Origin of the sequence: Pilimelia columellifera subsp. columellifera (assembly GCF_039532605.1) — a bacterium.
GTDB lineage: Bacteria > Actinomycetota > Actinomycetes > Mycobacteriales > Micromonosporaceae > Pilimelia > Pilimelia columellifera.
Genome location: NZ_BAAARY010000002.1, coordinates 165,166 through 181,698 on the forward strand (window position 1 = coordinate 165,166; position 16,533 = coordinate 181,698).

15 protein-coding genes are annotated in these 16,533 nt (G+C 72.0%); 6 read left to right on the forward strand and 9 right to left on the reverse strand.

Translation table 11 applies throughout. From position 1 onward, the window contains the following. The 3 genes from smc to ABD287_RS03745 form a co-directional block, all read right to left on the reverse strand. Entirely contained in the window at positions 1 to 3,579 is a 3,579-nt protein-coding gene (smc, locus tag ABD287_RS03735; RefSeq protein WP_344168580.1) for a chromosome segregation protein SMC, read from the reverse strand. Between the two features lie 212 nt (positions 3,580 to 3,791). Beyond that, positions 3,792 to 3,992 carry a hypothetical protein gene (locus ABD287_RS03740; RefSeq protein ID WP_344168218.1) on the reverse strand — a complete coding sequence of 67 codons (201 nt, stop codon included), beginning with the start codon at positions 3,990 to 3,992 and terminating at the stop codon, positions 3,792 to 3,794. A gap of 103 nt (positions 3,993 to 4,095) precedes the next feature. Beyond that, positions 4,096 to 4,248 (reverse strand): hypothetical protein, encoded by a 153-nt coding sequence (locus ABD287_RS03745; RefSeq protein ID WP_344168221.1) that lies wholly within the window; start codon positions 4,246 to 4,248, stop codon positions 4,096 to 4,098. Positions 4,249 to 4,516: 268 nt separating this feature from the next. Between ABD287_RS03745 and ABD287_RS03750 the strand changes: the two genes are divergently transcribed. The 6 genes from ABD287_RS03750 (at position 4,517) to ABD287_RS03775 (ending at position 12,294) form a co-directional block, all read left to right on the forward strand. After that, positions 4,517 to 5,392 carry a CAP domain-containing protein gene (locus tag ABD287_RS03750; protein ID WP_344168224.1) on the forward strand — a complete coding sequence of 292 codons (876 nt, stop codon included), beginning with the start codon at positions 4,517 to 4,519 and terminating at the stop codon, positions 5,390 to 5,392. A gap of 107 nt (positions 5,393 to 5,499) precedes the next feature. Continuing rightward, the gene (gene galE, locus ABD287_RS03755; RefSeq protein ID WP_344168226.1) at positions 5,500 to 6,459 is read left to right on the forward strand and encodes a UDP-glucose 4-epimerase GalE; all 960 of its coding nucleotides are present in this window, start codon (positions 5,500 to 5,502) and stop codon (positions 6,457 to 6,459) included. Positions 6,460 to 6,491: 32 nt separating this feature from the next. Then, positions 6,492 to 8,495, forward strand: a complete 2,004-nt coding sequence (locus ABD287_RS03760; protein ID WP_344168228.1) for a hypothetical protein — start codon at positions 6,492 to 6,494, stop codon at positions 8,493 to 8,495. Positions 8,496 to 8,523: 28 nt separating this feature from the next. Continuing rightward, positions 8,524 to 10,170 carry a GT4 family glycosyltransferase PelF gene (gene pelF, locus ABD287_RS03765; RefSeq protein ID WP_344168231.1) on the forward strand — a complete coding sequence of 549 codons (1,647 nt, stop codon included), beginning with the start codon at positions 8,524 to 8,526 and terminating at the stop codon, positions 10,168 to 10,170. 4 nt (positions 10,171 to 10,174) lie between these two features. Further along, positions 10,175 to 11,650, forward strand: a complete 1,476-nt coding sequence (locus ABD287_RS03770; protein ID WP_344168234.1) for a hypothetical protein — start codon at positions 10,175 to 10,177, stop codon at positions 11,648 to 11,650. Next, positions 11,647 to 12,294, forward strand: coding sequence for a spherulation-specific family 4 protein (locus tag ABD287_RS03775; protein ID WP_344168237.1), 648 nt, complete (start codon positions 11,647 to 11,649; stop codon positions 12,292 to 12,294). Before ABD287_RS03770 ends, ABD287_RS03775 begins: the two co-directional genes overlap by 4 nt. 12 nt (positions 12,295 to 12,306) lie before the next feature. Here the strand turns inward: ABD287_RS03775 and mutM are convergent, their stop codons facing one another. The 6 genes from mutM to ABD287_RS03805 all read right to left on the reverse strand — a co-directional run bounded on the left by mutM (position 12,307) and on the right by ABD287_RS03805 (position 16,390). Beyond that, positions 12,307 to 13,164: a bifunctional DNA-formamidopyrimidine glycosylase/DNA-(apurinic or apyrimidinic site) lyase gene (mutM, locus tag ABD287_RS03780; RefSeq protein ID WP_344168240.1), complete on the reverse strand. Its 858-nt coding sequence runs from the start codon at positions 13,162 to 13,164 to the stop codon at positions 12,307 to 12,309. A gap of 1 nt (position 13,165) precedes the next feature. Next, positions 13,166 to 13,903, reverse strand: coding sequence for a ribonuclease III (rnc, locus tag ABD287_RS03785; protein WP_344168243.1), 738 nt, complete (start codon positions 13,901 to 13,903; stop codon positions 13,166 to 13,168). Continuing rightward, a complete protein-coding gene (locus tag ABD287_RS03790) occupies positions 13,900 to 14,862 on the reverse strand; it encodes a phosphate acyltransferase PlsX (RefSeq protein WP_344168246.1) in 963 nt (320 codons plus the stop codon). Before ABD287_RS03790 ends, rnc begins: the two co-directional genes overlap by 4 nt. Before the next feature lie 127 nt (positions 14,863 to 14,989). Further along, positions 14,990 to 15,163, reverse strand: a complete 174-nt coding sequence (gene rpmF, locus ABD287_RS03795) for a 50S ribosomal protein L32 (protein ID WP_344168249.1) — start codon at positions 15,161 to 15,163, stop codon at positions 14,990 to 14,992. A 5-nt stretch (positions 15,164 to 15,168) separates the two neighbouring features. Beyond that, the gene (locus ABD287_RS03800; protein WP_344168252.1) at positions 15,169 to 15,732 is read right to left on the reverse strand and encodes a YceD family protein; all 564 of its coding nucleotides are present in this window, start codon (positions 15,730 to 15,732) and stop codon (positions 15,169 to 15,171) included. Positions 15,733 to 15,892: 160 nt separating this feature from the next. Continuing rightward, complete coding sequence (locus ABD287_RS03805; protein WP_344168255.1) at positions 15,893 to 16,390, reverse strand: hypothetical protein; 498 nt, start codon at positions 16,388 to 16,390, stop codon at positions 15,893 to 15,895. Positions 16,391 to 16,533 lie beyond the last annotated feature (143 nt).

Consider the following 16,533-nt stretch of genomic DNA (forward strand, 5'->3'; position numbering starts at 1 on the left):
CTACTCGTCCCCGGTGCGTAGCCGCTGGCTGATGACCTCGGTGACGCCGCTGCGCATGGTGACGCCGTAGAGGGCGTCGGCGACCTCCATGGTCCGCTTCTGGTGCGTGATGATGATCAGCTGGCTCTTCTCACGCAGCTGCCCCATGAGCGTGATGAGCCGGCCCAGGTTGACGTCGTCGAGGGCCGCCTCGACCTCGTCCATGATGTAGAACGGGCTCGGCCTGGCACGGAAGATCGCCACGAGCATGGCGACGGCGGTCAGCGAGCGCTCGCCGCCGGACAGCAGCGACAACCGCTTGATCTTCTTGCCTGGCGGGCGGGCCTCGACCTCGATGCCGGTGGTGAGCATGTCGTCGGGGTCGGTGAGGACCAGCCGGCCCTCGCCCCCCGGGAACAACACGTCGAAGACCTGCTCGAACTCCCGCGCCGTGTCGTGATAGGCCGCCGTGAAGACCTCGAGGATGCGGTCGTCGACGTCCTTGACGACGGTCATGAGGTCCGTGCGGGTCTTGCGCAGGTCCTCCAGCTGTTCGGACAGGAACTTGAACCGCTCCTCCAGCGCCGCGAACTCCTCCAGCGCCAGCGGGTTGACCTTGCCCAGGAGGTTCAGCTCGCGCTCGGCCTTCGCGGCGCGCTTCTCCTGCGCCGGGCGGTGGTAGGGCTCGGGGTCCGGCGGGATGTCGCCGATCGCCTCAGCGGCGTCGATCGCCGCCTGGGTCGGTGGGACCGGCTGGTCGGGGCCGTACTCGCCAACGAGAGTCTCGACGTCCAGGCCGAAGTCCTCAGCCGCCTTGATCTCAAGCTGGTCGATGCGCATCCGCTGCTCAGCCCGGGCGACCTCGTCCCGGTGCACCTCGTTGGTGAGCCGGTCCAACTCGGCGGTGACGGCCTTGGCGACCGCCCGCACCTCGGACAGCTCGGCCTCCCGGGCCGAGCGCGCCGCGGCGATGGCGTCTCGGGTCTGCTCGGCGGCGGCCAGCGACACCGCCAGCCGGCGCAGCGCCTCAGCGGCCCCGGCGACCACGGCGCGGGCGATGCCGGCACCGCGGGCGCGGGCGGCCCGTCGGGCGGCGGCGCGTTCCCGGGCGGCCAGCTCGGCCTCCGCCTGGCGGGCCAGCGAGTCGGCCCGACCGGAGAGGGCCGAGACACGCTCCTCGGCGGTGCGCACCGCCAGGCGCACCTCCATCTCGTTCTGCCGGGCATGTGGGACGAGCGCGGCGAGCCGGTCCCGCTCCTCCGATGACGGATTGGCGTCGACCGGGGTGGATTCGGCCAGCTCCAGCCGCTCCTCCAACTCGTTGAGGGTGGTCAGGTCGGCGTCGCGTGAGCTCTGGGCCCGGGCCAGCGAGGAGGCCAGACGCTCAGTCTCGCCGGTAGCGGAGCGGGCGGCGGCGCCCAGCTCGGCGAGCCGGCGGGCGGCGGCGTTGCGCTCTCCCTCGGCGGCGCGCTTGGCGGCGGCTGCGGCGGCGACGTCCTCCTTGCGGGCGGCGACCTCCGCGCGGGCCGCCTCAAGCTGGGCAGCCAACTCGACGACGGACTGCTCGGCGGTGATCCGGTTGGCACGGGCCTCGTCGACGGCGGCCTGCACCTCGATGAAGCTGGTGGCCTTCCCGGAGCCGCCGGCAGCCTCGTAGGCGCCCATGAGGTCGCCCTCAGGGGTGACCGCCCGCAGCTCCGGGTTGCCGGCGACCAGTTTGGCGGCGGCGTCCAGGTCGGCCACCAGGACCACGTCGCGCAGCAGCCGGTAGACGGCCGGACGCAGGTCTTCAGCGCAGCGGACGATGTCCGGCGCCCACCGGGCGCCAGCGGGCAGCGGCGGACGCAACGCGTCCAGCGACCCCTGCATGCCGACACCGGCGGGGCCGGCGACCAGCAGCGCGGCCCGGCCCGAGTCGGTGATCTTCAGGGACCGCATCGCCTCGGCGGCCTCGTCGACGCCGGAGATCGCCACGGCGTCCGCCAGCGCGCCCAACGCGGCCGCCAGGGCGCCCTCGCAGCCGGGCTCGACGGTCAGCAGCGAGGCGACGGCCCCGAGCAGCCCGGGGACCTCGGCGGCGCGGGCCATCAACGCCCCGGCGCCGTCCTTGCGTCGCAGGCCGAGCGCGAGCGCCTCCTCGCGGGCCTGCCAGCTGGCAGCCTCCTTCTCAGCGGCCCGCTCGGCCTGGGTCAGCTCGCGCACGGTCCGGGTGGCGGCTTCGTGGGCGGCGACGGCGTCGGCGTGCCGGGCGTCGATCTCGGCGTTGTCCCGGTCGGCCTCGGTGGACTGGGCGGAGACCTCGGCCAGCTCGCCCTGCGCGGCGGCGGCCCGGCCGGCGGCGTCGCCATGGGCGACGGTCAGCCGCTCGATCTCCTCGGCGGCGGTGGTTGAGCGGGTCCGGGCGGCATGCACCTGCCCGGTGAGCCTGGCCAGACCCTCCCGACGGTCGGCGATCGCCTTGACCTCGGCGACCAGCGCCCGCTCGGCGTCGGCCAGCGCCAGCTCCAGGTCTTCGCGGCGCAGCGCGGCCTCGGCGAGGCGCTCCTGGTCCTCGTGCAGCGCCTCGCGCAGCTCGGTCTCCTGCTCCCGGACCCGCTGCGCCTCAGCGGCGAGCTGGTCGGGGTCGCGCCCGGGCCGTTCGTCCTCGGTCGGCGCTTCCAGGTGCCGCAACCGCTGGCTGGCGAGCTGCTCGGTGGCCCGAAACCGCTCGGTGAGGGTGGAGAGCTGGTACCAGGTGTCCTGGGCGGCCGACAGCAGCGGGGCGTCGGCGGCCAGACCGGCCTCCAGCTCGGCGAGGCGGCGTTGGGTCTGCTCGTTCTCGTGCTCGACGTGCCGTCGGCGTTCCCGCAGCGCCGTCTCGTCGGCGATCTCCTTGTCGAGGGCGGCACGCAGGGTGGCCAGGTCGTCGGCGAGCAGACGGAGCCGGGCGTCGCGCAGGTCGGCCTGGATGCCCGCGGCGCGGCGGGCCACCTCCGCCTGGCGACCCAGCGGTTTGAGCTGACGTCGCAGCTCGGCGGTGAGGTCGTTGAGCCGGTTGAGGTTGGTCTGCATCGCGTCGAGCTTGCGCAGCGCCTTCTCTTTGCGCTTCCGGTGCTTGAGGACGCCGGCGGCCTCCTCGATGAACGCCCGCCGGTCCTCGGGTTTGGCGTGCAGAATGCCGTCGAGCCGGTTCTGGCCGACGATGACGTGCATTTCGCGGCCGATTCCGGAGTCGCTGAGCAGTTCCTGAATGTCGAGAAGTCGGCAACTGTCGCCGTTGATCTCGTATTCGCTCTCCCCTGATCGGTACATCCGACGGGTGATGGACACCTCGGTGTACTCGATCGGGAGCTTGCCGTCAGCGTTGTCGATGGTGAGGGTGACCTCGGCGCGGCCGAGCGGGGCCCGGCCGGCGGTGCCGGCGAAGATCACGTCTTCCATCTTGCCGCCGCGCAGCGCCTTGGCGCCCTGTTCACCGAGAACCCAGGCGATCGCGTCGACGACGTTGGACTTGCCGGAGCCGTTCGGGCCCACGACACAGGTGATCCCAGGCTCCAGTCGCAGCGTCGTCGCGGACGCGAAGGACTTGAATCCCTTGACGGTCAGGCTCTTGAGGTGCACGAATCTCCGCAGGTCACTCGCTCGGCATCCGAAGATCGGATTCAAGCGACGAGGGTACCCCCGCGGCGATGGCGGCCCGCGACGGCACGCGTCGGGGCGGCAGTGACACCGCCGGGCGCTACCCGTTCGGGCGTTTCGTGCGCCGAAGGACCTTCGCCCGGGTGGTGTTTCCACCCGGGCGGGCGAGCCTCAGCCACACCGAGCGTCAGGGCTCAGGTGAGCGCCGGCTCAGCCATCCGCTGGAGCAGGTCGGCGTCGGACTCGGCGACCGCAGCGGCCAGCCGGTCGTTGTCGGCCCGCAGTCGGGCGATCTCGAATTCGAGTGCCCGCACGGTGGCACGCAGACGGGTGACCTCATCGGTGACGCGGCGATCCCGCGCAATACCGACGTGGCCATAAAGGGCCTTCGCCATATCGTCTCCTTGTCATGCGTTGCCGGTCCTACGGCTTTCGCGCGCCCATATGATTCGCTGTCGTCATCCGCGGCTGCCGAGCCATGATTCCAAGATCCCCTTTTCAGACAACCGACAGCCACAACACGAGGTCTTCGGTTCTTCTTTTCTGGATCTTGCGTGCAGCGCCGGGGGACTCACGGCCCTGCCGGTACTCGATATCTACACCGATGACGATCTCCGCGGGCCGCTTCTGCGGCGCCTCAGGCCCTGTCACCGAAATCATGGCTCCAGCCGGGCGCGACTGGCGACATTCCTATAGTCCGTCGGTATCCGCCATGAGTCAAGCGGACGCTCGTCGCCATCGTGCGGCTGACCTGCGCATCACCGTCACGGACAGCGCTGATACGGACTCTGAGCGCGACCTTCGCAGACATAGCAAAACTTTAAGTCTGCCTTTCCCCGGTTGCCTCCACGACAACACGATCGATAGCGTCCGATTCCGCCTCTCCCGGCGAGTTCGACCGAAATCGAGGAGGAACGTCGTGGCACGCCCCACCGGACCCCGACCGGAACACCTGAACAGGGCCGAGATGCCACGGCCGCGCCGCAACGACCACCCGGACGAGCACATCTGGGTAGGCGACCTCAACGCACAACGGGGGCACTTCGACACCGCGGCCGCCGCCAGCGGACACCGGGCCAGGCACGTTGCCCCGAGGCAGCGACCCTGGCGCGCCGCCGGCATGATCGGCGGTCTGCTGGCGCTGCTGGGCGCCGTCAGCTTCGTGGCGTACTCGCCCACCGACGCCGAGCCGATGCCGGTGGCCGCTGACGCGCCGCCCGCGGCCCTGGCGCCGGGCGGCGGGGCCGGCGCGCCCGCCGACGCCGGAACGCCGACGCCCAGGACACCGGCCAGCGCCAGGGCCGCCGCGCCCGCCGCCGCCACACCCGCCCGGCAGCCGACGACCAGCCGCACCAGGACGCTCCAGCGCCGGCCGAACCGCCCGGCCCGTCCGGTGACCAACGGCGGCGGCAAGACGGCGATCGAGGACAAGGTCACGGCGCTGATCAACAAGGAACGCGAAGCGAACGGATGCGATGCCGCCCGCACGGACGAGAAGCTGCGCGCCGCGTCCCGGGCCCACAGCGCCGACATGGCGCTCCATGGCTACTTCGACCACACCAGCAAGGACGGGCGCTCGCCCTGGGACCGGGCGAAGGCCGCCGGCTACGAGGCGCCGACCGGCGAGAACATCGCCAAGGGCCACCGGACCCCCGAACTGGTCGTCCAGGGTTGGATGGACAGCCCGGGTCACCGGGCCAACATCCTCAACTGCAAGTCGAAGGCGACGGCCGTCGGCCTCGCCTACGACAGCGGCGATACCCCGCTGTGGACTCAGATGTTCGGCGCTCGCTGACCCATCGGGTGACCGGCCTCAGCCAACCGGCCATTTATTGACAAGTTTCGACTCAGTTTGGCCTCAGATTCTCGCCCGAGGCATCGATATCGGTAACCTGCCGTGCCGTGACATGGCTTGTTACCGGCGGCGCAGGTTACATAGGCGCCCACATCGTGCACGCCCTCTTGGAAGCGGACGAAAAGGTTGTCATACTCGACGACCTCTCGACCGGCTTGGCCACGCGGGCGCCTGCCTCCGTGCCCCTGATCAAAGCGGATGTGTCGGACTGCGCGGCGGTGACAGCCGCGCTTCGGGACTACGACGCCGAGGGTGTCATCCACCTCGCCGCCCGCAAGGACGTCGGGGAGTCGGTCGCCGACCCCCTGCGGTACTACCGGGAGAACATCGACGGGCTTCGTTCTGTTCTCCAGGCTGTCACGGCCACCGGAGTCCGGTCGTTCGTCTTCTCCTCCAGCGCGGCCGTCTACGGCGAGAGCGCCGCCGGCCGGGTGAGCGAGTCCAGCCCCACCGCGCCCAGCAACCCGTACGGGCGCAGCAAGCTTGTCGGCGAGTGGATGTTGCGGGACGTCAGCGCCGCCACCGACCTGCGCCACATCGCGCTGCGCTACTTCAACGTGGCCGGCGCCGCCTCGATGCCCCTGGCTGACATCGGCGAGACGAACCTGCTGCCCCGCCTGCTGCGGGCCGTCGCCGAGGGCCGCCGCGCCCAGGTGTACGGCGGCCGGCACCCCACCCCGGACGGCAGCTGCGTCCGTGACTTCATCGACGTGCGTGACCTCGCCGAGGCACACGTCGCCGCCGCGCTGGCGCTCCGCGGGGGGACGGTCCGCCAGGATGTTCTCAACGTCGGCCGCGGCGTCGGGATCTCCGTCCTCGAGATGATCGAGGCGGTCCGCCGCATCTGCGATGTCGACCTTCCGGCCGACATCGTGCCAGCACGCGCCGGCGACCCACCCGCCGTCGTCGCCATCGCTGATCGCATCCGAACGGTGCTGGGCTGGCAGGCCCGGCACGACCTCGCATCGATTGTGTCCTCAGCCTGGTCCGCCGTCGTGACCCGGTGAGCACCGCTCCACCCTCACACCTTGGAGTCCATATGTCCAAAGACCGCAACCGGTCGGGTCGACGCTCACGACGCGGCTGGTTGGCCGCAGCCCTGGCCGCAGCCGCGCTGGTCGCGGCCCCGCTGCCGGCGAGCGCCAACGCTGAGACCCAGATCGACATGAAGCTGCTCGTCATCACCGACGGGCGCTCCAACGTCGGCGCCGTCACCGCGACGCTGGAACAGGAAGGGGTTCCGTACACGATCGTCGACACCCGGGACGCCAACCGACCGAAGATCACCGAGGCGTTCCTGTCCGATACGGTCGGCGGCCGCCCCCGGGCCAAGTTCCAGGCCGTGGTGCTGGCGGACGAGAATGCGCTGCCCCAGGCGGAGCTGACGGCGCTGACCGAGTTCGAGAAGGAGTTCGAGATCCGTCAGCTCATCGCCTACACCTGGGCCAACCCGGCTGTCGGCCTGGGGCCGGCGCGGTGGAGCGGCACAGTCGACGGCATGACCGCCACAGTCACCCCGGCGGCCATCGCCGACGGTTTCGGCTACCTCAACGGCCGCGTGCCGTTCGACAACCTCAACCCGACCGTGGACGAGAGCTACGCGGCGGTGGCGGACCCGCTGGTGAACCTTCCCGCCGGGGAGTCGTTCACACCGCTCGTCACCATGCCGGTTCCCGGCGCGCCGGCAAACGCCGCGCCGGGCGTCGTCGCCGGGGTCTACGCCCACGACGGCCGCGAGGACCTCGTGCTGACGGTCACCCTCGGGGCGCAGCAGACCCACGCCAGGGTGCTGGCGCACGGCATTGTCGAGTGGCTCACCAAGGGGGTGTACGTCGGCTACTGGCGCAACTTCCTGAGCGTCCACATCGATGACGTGCTCATGCCCAACGCCCGCTGGCAGCGTCCGGACAGCGTGGGCCCGGCGCCGGAGCAGATCCGGATGGTCCCGGCCGACGTCGAGCACCTGGTCCGGTGGCAGCGGGACAACAACGTGTCTCTGGACGTCGCCTTCAATGCCAAGGGCTCCACGGACGCCGGCGGCGCCGCCGACCCGCTCACCAAGTCGGTGCTGGCGAACAAGGACGAGCTGCGCTGGCTCAACCACACATGGGGCCACGAGTACCTCGGCTGCCAGCGCGACGCGGCGATGAGCTGCGTCAACGACGCCAACGGCAAACGGCAGTACATCAGCCAGAACACGATCAGCACCCAGATCTCGCAGAACGTCGAGTGGGCGGCGAAGAACGGCGTCTCGATGGCCCCCACCGAGCTGGTCACCGGCGAACACTCGGGCCTTCGCAGCGTCCCGAAGGAGCCGATCGACAACCCGAACCTCGCTGCGGCGCTCAAGGCCAACAAGATCGGCATCATCGCGTCGGACAACTCGTTGGAGAAGGCCAGCCGCAAGATCGGCACGGCGCTGACCCTGCCCCGGCACCCGATGAACATCTTCTACAACGTCGGCACCCGCATGGACGAGGTCGACCAGTACAACTGGATCTACACGTCGAAGGCTGACGGCGGCAGCGGCAACTGCGAGGCATCGTCGTCGTGCATCCCGCCGCTGGTCGGCGCGGACGCGTTCGACAAGCACATCGTGCCGGTGGAGGCGCGCGTCATGCTCGGCCACATGATCACCAATGACCCGCGGCCGCACTACGTCCACCAGTCGAACATCACCGAGGACCGCATCCTGTACCCGGTCCTGGACACGGTGCTCGCGGAGTACCGGGCGATCTACGCCAACCATGTCACCCTGCTCAACCCGACCATGACCGAGGCCTCGGAGCTGCTCGAGGACTTCAACGCATGGCGGGCGGCGGTCCGGAGCGGGGCCGTGCGGGCATACCAGATCGGCGACCGGGTGCATGTCGTCAACGACAGCCGCCGGGCGGTGCGGGCGCCGTTCACGGCGCCGCGGCAGACCCGGGTCAGCGGGGCCGAACGGGGCTTGCGGGTCCCGACCGGATATGGCCCCGGCGTCTCCGGCTGGGCCACAGTAGATTCACGCAGTCCGCTCACGCTGCGCCTGCCCCGGGACTAGCCGCCGACCATCTCCCAGAGGACCGACGTTGCGCATTGCACTGATCAACGAGGGCACGTACCCGCTGGCTCACGGCGGGGTCAGCACCTGGTGCCATCAGCTCGTCAGCGGGCTGACCGGGCACACGTTCACCCTCGTGGCGCTCAGCGGGCTCGCGGCCAGCGGAAAGCTGGCCTACGACCTGCCGGGCAACGTCAGCACGGTGCGCAACGTCGCCGTCTGGGATCGACCGGCGCCGGCCCGCGGAATGCTGGCCCGGCGCCGCCGGCGTCGGGCCGCCGCCGAGGCAGCCGCCGGCCTGCTGTGGGGCATGTTCACCGAGGGACCGGCCGGCGTCGACGCCTTCGGGGCCGCGTTGCGGCAGCTGGCGGTGTTGTCGGACGACGGCGCGCACCCGCTGCACGACGTGCCCCTGGCCGGGCCGCTGCGCCATGCCTGGCGCAGCGCCCGGCTGACACAGCAGGACATCCGGCTGCCGTTGCCGGGCCTGTCGCGGCAGGAGGCGATGGACGCCGGCATGCTGCTCGAACACGCATTGCGCCCGCTGGCCCACCAGCTCGGTCAGGTGGACGTGTGCCACGCGGTCGCTGCCGGGCTGCCGCTGCTGGTGGCGCTGGCAGCGAAGTGGCGCGACGGCGTCCCCTACCTCATCACTGAGCACGGCGTCTACCTACGCGAGCGCTACCTGGAGCGCAACCCTGCCGTCACCCCGGCTGTCAAGACCATCATGCTGCGGTTCTACCGCGCGCTCGCCAAGATCGGCTACGCCGAGGCGGGGTTGGTCACCTCCGTCAGCCGCTTCAACCAACGCTGGGAGCGGCGTCTAGGGGCGCCAGCAACCCGGACCATGGTCGTGCCCAACGGAGTCTCCCCCGACCGCTACCCTCCCCTGACCGCCACACCGCAGACGCCGACGATCGTCTGGGTAGGACGGATCGACCCGCTCAAGGACCTGCACACCCTCGTCCGGGCTTTCGCCCTGGTGCGCCGGAGCGTGCCGACGGCGCAGCTCCGGCTCGTCGGTCCGGTCCCGTCGACGAACCAGCCGTACGCCGACAGTTGCCACGCCCTCGTCGGTTCGCTCGGCCTGGGCGGGTCCGTCACGTTCTGCGGGCCGGTCGCCAGCAGCCGGGAAGCGTACGCCGCCGGCCACGTCGTGGCCCTGTCGAGCATCTCGGAAGGCATGCCGTACACCGTGGTCGAAGCGATGATGTGCGGACGCGCCACGGTCAGCACCGACGTGGGCGGGGTCGCCGACACCGTCGGGGACGCCGGCCTCGTGTGCGCCCCCGGCGACCCGGCGGCCTTCGCCGCCGCCTGCGTGACCCTGCTGACCGATCACGCCCGCCGCGACGCGATCGGCGCCGCCGCCCGCGCGCGGGCCCTGGAGAACTTCAGCCTCAGCCGGATGCTCGACACCTACGACGCCCTCTACACCGAGGTCCGGCTGGGCGTCGGCGGTCGTCTGGCCGAGCCTGCCCCGATACCGGCGCGCGCTCTGCCCGCCAGGCACGGCGCCACCACACGGCCGGTCGCCGGGTCGCAACCGGTCAGCGGGCCGCAGCCGCTCAACGTCGGGCCGAGCATCCGGTCCCGGACCATGGCCCGGATGCCGCGTCAGGTCCGTCGGCAACCGGTCGAGACCGACGCGGCGGCCCTCTCCGGCCGGCGGTGAGCCGGTGAGCGCCTCGAGCGTCCTCACCGGCGGCACGCCCCCGCCCACCCCGGCCGGGGTGGGCGCCGCCACCGCCGTCCCCGAGCTGGCCGAACGGCTCGCCCCTGAGTTCCTGGACGTCGTGGACGTCGACGAGGTCGCCGCCCGGATCGAGGCGGCGGGCATCAACGACCGGGTCGCCGCCGGCCGCTTCGGCCACCCCGACGTGTTCAGCCTCGCCGACGCCGTCCTCACCCACCTGCACCGCGACTACCGGCACCAACTGGCCCGTCGGGCCGTGCGGGCGGCGCCTCCCGCGCCACCGCGCCCCTACCTTCGGCAGGCGTTGCTCCGGGCGGCGCTGTATCTGACGCCGCTGATCCTTGCCCTGGCCGCCGACGACGCGCTCCGGCGCACCCCGTGGCAGGCCCCGGCGGCGGTGATCGTCCTTGGCTGGGGCACCGGCCAGCTCCTGGGCTATCTGGGTCATGTCGTGGCCGCACACCGTGGCCCCGGCCCGGCAACCCGGCTCCTGGGACTGGGCTTCCTCGGCGTGGCCGGCGCGTGGCTGATGGCCCTGGTGAGCGGGCCGGCCTGGCTGCTGGGCGAGGAGCCGCTGATCACCGCCGTCGTCACCACAACGGAGCTGGCATTCTTCGCCGCCGTCGCGACCGCCCTGGTTACCCGGTCGGAGGCCGCGCTGCTGCGCTGGCTCACCCCGGCGATCGTCGCGGCGGCGCTGTCCATGGCCGGCTGGCTGCCGCCGAGCCCGCTCCCGGATGACGCGCTGCTGCTGGCGCTGCTCGTCCCCGGGCTTGCCCGGGCCTGGCGATGGCTACCCGAGCCGGCCACCGGCGATGGCGGACGACTCGGCCGGATCGCCGGCGCCGACCTGCTCCCGGCAGCGGCGTACATGACTATCGGACTTGCCCAGGCGATCTCCTTCGTCATGGTCTGGCGGCTCGGCCCGGTCGACGGCTCGGCCGCCGTGGCGCTCGCCCCGCTGGTGGCCGCGGTTCCCGCGCTGGAGCTGTTCATCGGCTGGCACAGCGCCGCCCACGCTGCCAGCCTGCGGGCCAGGGACGAGAACGACGAACGCGACGCCCCGCGCCGGGTCCGCCGGTTGGCCGCCGCGGCGCTGGCGATGCCGCTGGTGCTCGGCGGGACCATCGCCTGGCTGGTGCTGGCCGAGGCCGCGAGTTGGCAGGCGTCAGCGCTCGTCGCGGACGCCGACCGACGCCTGCTGCTGGCGGTGTCCGCGGGAACCATGCTCGCCGGAATCTTCGGCGCCGTGCTGCTGATGAGCGCCCGCCGTCGACTCGCCGCCGCCGCGGCCCTGGCCGCCGCCCCGGTGCTCGGATCGGTGGCGCTGGCCGGCATCTACCACGACAGCCGGCTCGATGCCGGAGCGCTCCCCTTGGTCGTCCTGGCCCTGCTACTGTCGCTGCTCGCCGGCGTGGCCATGGCCGCCAAGCCCGAGGAAGGCGAGGACGCGGAATGAGAGCGCTGCTCCCGCTGTACAAGCACCCTGTCGACGACCCTGACCTGTGGGAACGGGCGGCCGCGCTCGGCGCCCGCGCCACGATTGTCGTCAATGTCCACAACGGACCCGGGGTGGAGCTGGAGCCGCCGTACGTGGCGGCCACCGGCCGGCTCGCCCAGCGCGGGACGCCGATGCTCGGCTACGTCGACCTCGGATACGCCGAGCGGCCATTGCCGGCCGTCCTGGCCGACGTGGCCGCCTGGCGACGCTACCCGGTGAACGGAATCCTCTTCGACCAGGCCCCCACCGGCGTCGACCAGGTGACGGCGGTCGCGGTGGCGGTCAGCGCGGCTAGGCGGGCGGGTTTCGACGAGGTCGTCCTCAACCCGGGAACACCGCCAGCCCCGGTGTACCGGGAACTCGGCGCGCAGCTGTGCGTCTTCGAAGGCCCCTGGTCGGCCTACCTGCCGTGGACCGGAGAGGGCGTCCGCCGTGGCGACGGGCACCTCGTCTACGCCGTCCCCGACAACCTCGTCGACGATGCCCGGCGCACGCTGGCGGCGCGCGGCGCGGGCTTCGGCCTGGTCACCGAGCGCCGGGCGCCGCTGCCCTACGCGGGCCTGCCCCGGTGGATGATCAGCCCGGCGCCGGCAACGACGTAGGACCTTCGCCCGCTACGCAGTCTGGGCAGCACGCGGACGGGGCTGGCACCGCGGGCACGAGAACGACGACCGGTTCATGAACGACTCCCGCCGGATCGGCGTGCCGCACCGGCGGCACGGTCGGCCTTCCTGCCCGTAGGCGTTCAGCGACCGGTCGAAGTAGCCGCTCTCGCCGTTGACGTTGACGTACAGCGCGTCGAAGCTGGTGCCGCCGGCGGTGATCGCCTCCGCCAGCACCGCGCGCGCCTCGGCGAGCAGGGCCCGCGCGGTCGGGTCGGTGAGGGCGTCGGCGGGGCGCTCGCCGTGCAGTCCGGCCCGCCACAGCGCCTCGTCGGCGTAGATGTTGCCTACCCCGGAGATGAGGGTCTGGTCCAGCAGGGCCCGTTTGACGCCGCCACGGCGGCGGCGCAGCGCCGCGACGACCCGGTCCTCGTCGTAGGCGGGGTCGAACGGGTCGGGCGCGATGTGTGCGATCTCAGCGGGCAGTTCGGCGCCGCCGGCCGAGACGGCCAGCCCGCCGAAGGTGCGCTGGTCGACGAAGCGCAGCTGTGGCCCGTCGTCGGCGAAGTCGAACCGCGCTCGCAGGTGCGGTCCGGTGGGCGCGTCGGCCGGCAGCAGCAGGAACTGGCCGGACATGCCCAGGTGGCCGACGATCGCGTCGCCGCTGTCCAGCGGCAGCCACAGGTATTTGCCGCGCCGCCGCACGGCGGTGATCCGGCGGTCGGCCAGGACGGCCACGAAGTCGTCGGCGCCGGCCGGGTGGCGACGCACCGCCCGCGGGTGCAGCACCTGCGCGGCGGCGATCCGCCGGCCGGTCACCCATCGCGCCAGGCCCTGCCGGACCGTCTCCACCTCGGGCAGCTCGGGCATGTCACACCTCGGACGCGGCAACCCGGCCGGGCTTGGACAGCTCCAGCCAGGCGGCTTCGGCCGCCAACTGCTCGGCCTCCTTCTTGTTACGCCCGGTGGCTCCGCCGTACCGCGCCCCAGCGACGACAGCCCAGGCGGTGAACGTCTTGGCGTGGTCCGGGCCCTCTTCCTCGATCCGGTACTCCGGAACGCCGGCGCCGAGCGAGGCGGTCAGCTCCTGGAGGCTGGTTTTCCAGTCCAGACCAGCGCCGCGCTGCGAGGACTCGGCCATGAGCGGGTCGAACAGCCGGTGGATGACCTCGCTGGCCTTGTCGAGACCGTGCTGGAGGTAGATCGCCCCGAGCAGCGCCTCCAGGGTGTCGGCCAGGATGCTGGCCTTGTCCCGGCCGCCGGTGGTCTCCTCGCCCTTGCCCAGCAGCAGGTACGGCCCCAGTCCGTCCGGGCCCAGGCCCCGCGCGACGGTCGCCAGCGCCCGCATGTTGACGACGCTGGCCCGCAGCTTCGCCAGCTGTCCCTCGGGCAGGTCCGGGTGCCGGTGGAACAGGGCGCTGGTGACGACCACGCCGAGGACGGAGTCACCGAGGAACTCCAGCCGCTCGTTGGTGGGCAGCCCGCCGTTCTCGTAGGCGTACGAACGGTGCGTGAGCGCCCGCCGCAGCAGGTCCGGTTCCAACGTCGCCCCGACGGCGGCTTCCAGGTGCGCGATGGGAGGTCGCCGTCGGTCGGCGCGGTCGGTCATCCGGTGGCCTCCACAGGCTCGGGGAGCAGACTGGTCAGACGTGCGACGACGCCGTCGCGGGCCAGCGCGGCGGCCAGCGCGATGCCGGAGGCGATGTCCGCCCCGTCGGCCGCCCCGTGACAGACCACGACGACGCCGTTGACGCCCAGCAGCGGCGCGGCGGCCGGGGCGGGGTGCGGGGCGCCCGCCATCGCGTATGCGCCCTCGACGCCCTTGAGCAGGATGTTTCCGGTAAAGCCGTCGGTCACGACGACGTTCGCCCGGCTACCCAGCCCCACCTCGTGCCCTTCGACCAGGCCGACATAGCCGGCGCCGGCCGGCAGCGGCGCCTTGGCCAGCGCGACGGCCGCCAGCCGGCGGGACCGGTCGCCCTTTCCCGGCTCGACGCCGATCGACAGCAGCCCCACCCGGGGCGGGACGTCGGGGCGCACCGCGGCCGCGTACGCGGCGCCGAGCTGGGCGTGACGCAGCAGCGTGGCCGGCGAGTGGTCGAGCGAGCCGCCCACGTCGAGCAGCACCAGCGAGCCGGCGGCAGCGGGCAGGGTGGCGGCCAGCGCGGGCCGACGCACGCCCGGCAGACGGCCAAGACCCAGGGCCGCCGCGGTCACCGACGCGCCGCTGGCGCCGGCGGACACGACAGCGTCCGCGACGCCCTCGACGACGGCGTTGACAGCGCCGCGGACCGAGGTGTCGGCACGACTGCCCCGGCTTGGCGCGTCGGCCATGCCGACAGCGCCACGGGCGGGGCGCAGCGTGAGCCGGCCGTGGGCCGAGGCCGGGAACGCACGCACCGCCTCATCGAGCAGACCCACGCTGCCGACGAGCAGCAGGCGCAGATCAGGGTCGGCGGCACAGGCCCGCACAGCGCCGTCAACCACGACGGCGGGAGCATCGTCCCCGCCGAGGAGGTCAAGGGCGATCCGGACCGGCCCCGGCGACGTCGTCGACGTCGAGGTCACGGAGGGATGCGCGCGTGCCGGCCGACCGTTGGTCGGTGGCGCCACTGGGCTCCTTGGGTGCTCAGCCGACGGGACCGGGGCGACGCCCGTTACCGGCGCGGCCTAGGTCCCGTCGGACAGAAAGTCTTCAGACCTCGATGACCTGACGACCGTTGTAGGTCCCGCAGACGGCGCACGCGACGTGCGGCAGCTTCGGCGACTTGCACTGCGCGCAGGCGACAGTCGCGACGGCCGTAGCCTTCCAGTTCGCCCGGCGGGACCGGGTGTTGCTACGCGACATCTTGCGCTTCGGGACGGCCACGGCTCTTACTCCTCAGTCATGGTCAACGTGCTCAGCGCGGCCCAACGAGGGTCGCCCTGAAGGTGGCTGTGGTCAGCCGGCAGATCATCCCAGAGCCCGCCGCAGTCCGGGCACAGGCCCTGGCAGTCCGGGTGGCAGAGCGGGTTCGTCGGCAGCACAAGCACCACCGCGTCCCGCAGGGTCGGCTCAAGGTCGATGAGATCGTCCTGAAGCCTACCGATCTCGTCATCCTCGGCCGTGGCGTCGGTGGTGCTGCCCGGGTACGCGAACATCTCCTGCACGCTGACCCGCAGCGTGTCGGAGATCGGGCGCAGGCACCGTCCGCACTCACCGACTAGTGGGCCGGTCACCACCCCGGAGACGAGCACCCCCTCGGAAACCGACTGAAGCCTCAGATCCAGGCTCAGGTCGGCGCCGTCGGGCACCCCGATCATCTCCACACCGAGATCCGCCGGCGCCGGGGCCGCGCGATTGACGGCACGCATCGCGCCCGGACGTCGAGGCAGGTCTCTCGTGTCGAGGACCAGCGGCGACCGGGCGTCAAGGCGCGGTACGGGATGTTGCGGCATGTTGTGATCAGGACCCGATGGTGGTTCCACACGCGGCGGGACTCACGCTGGCTCATGCCGACGGGAGCGCACGTCACTGGTGCGGAGAATGGATAATCTCGGCCTGGCAGGCCGACACGACAGGTTACCCGAGCCGCGGCGGCCGCGTCGAATCCACGGCTCAGATGGCCAGCGGGCGCTGTTCCTCGTCCCCGACGAACGAGCCGATCTCCCGCAGGGCGTGCATCTTGTCGCGCCCGCGTTCGATCGACGACAGCGATCGGGTGAGGAACTGCTCGAAGTTCGCCAACGCGGTGTCGACATAGTCGTCGACCTCGTCACGGAGCCGCTGCGCCTCCGCCCGCGCCTCGGCGACCAACCGGGCCGCCTCGTGCTCGGCGGCCACCGTGATCTCGTTGACCGAGACCAGCCTGGCGTGCTCGGCCTCGCCCTCGGTGATGATCCGGTCCGCCTCCCGCTTGCCGGCATCGACGATCTTATCGCGTTCGTCGAGCAGGGCCGAGGCCCGACGCAGGTCGGCCGGCAGCTCGGCGCGCAGATCCTCCAGCATGCCGATCAGCTCGGCGCGCTCCAGCACGCAGTTGCTGCGCGACATCGGCGCCGACCGCGCGCTCTCGGTCATGGCGATGATCTCGTCGATGCGATCGAGCGGATCCACCGGCGCATCACTCCCGTCATCATTGGGCCGACCAGTCGGGTCGGTCGCATCAGCATCCCGCACGTACCCATAATGCGGCCGCCGGGCAAGCTTCGCGTCGATCAACACCGCGCGTCGCGTATTCGTCTTGCCCAGGAACCGCG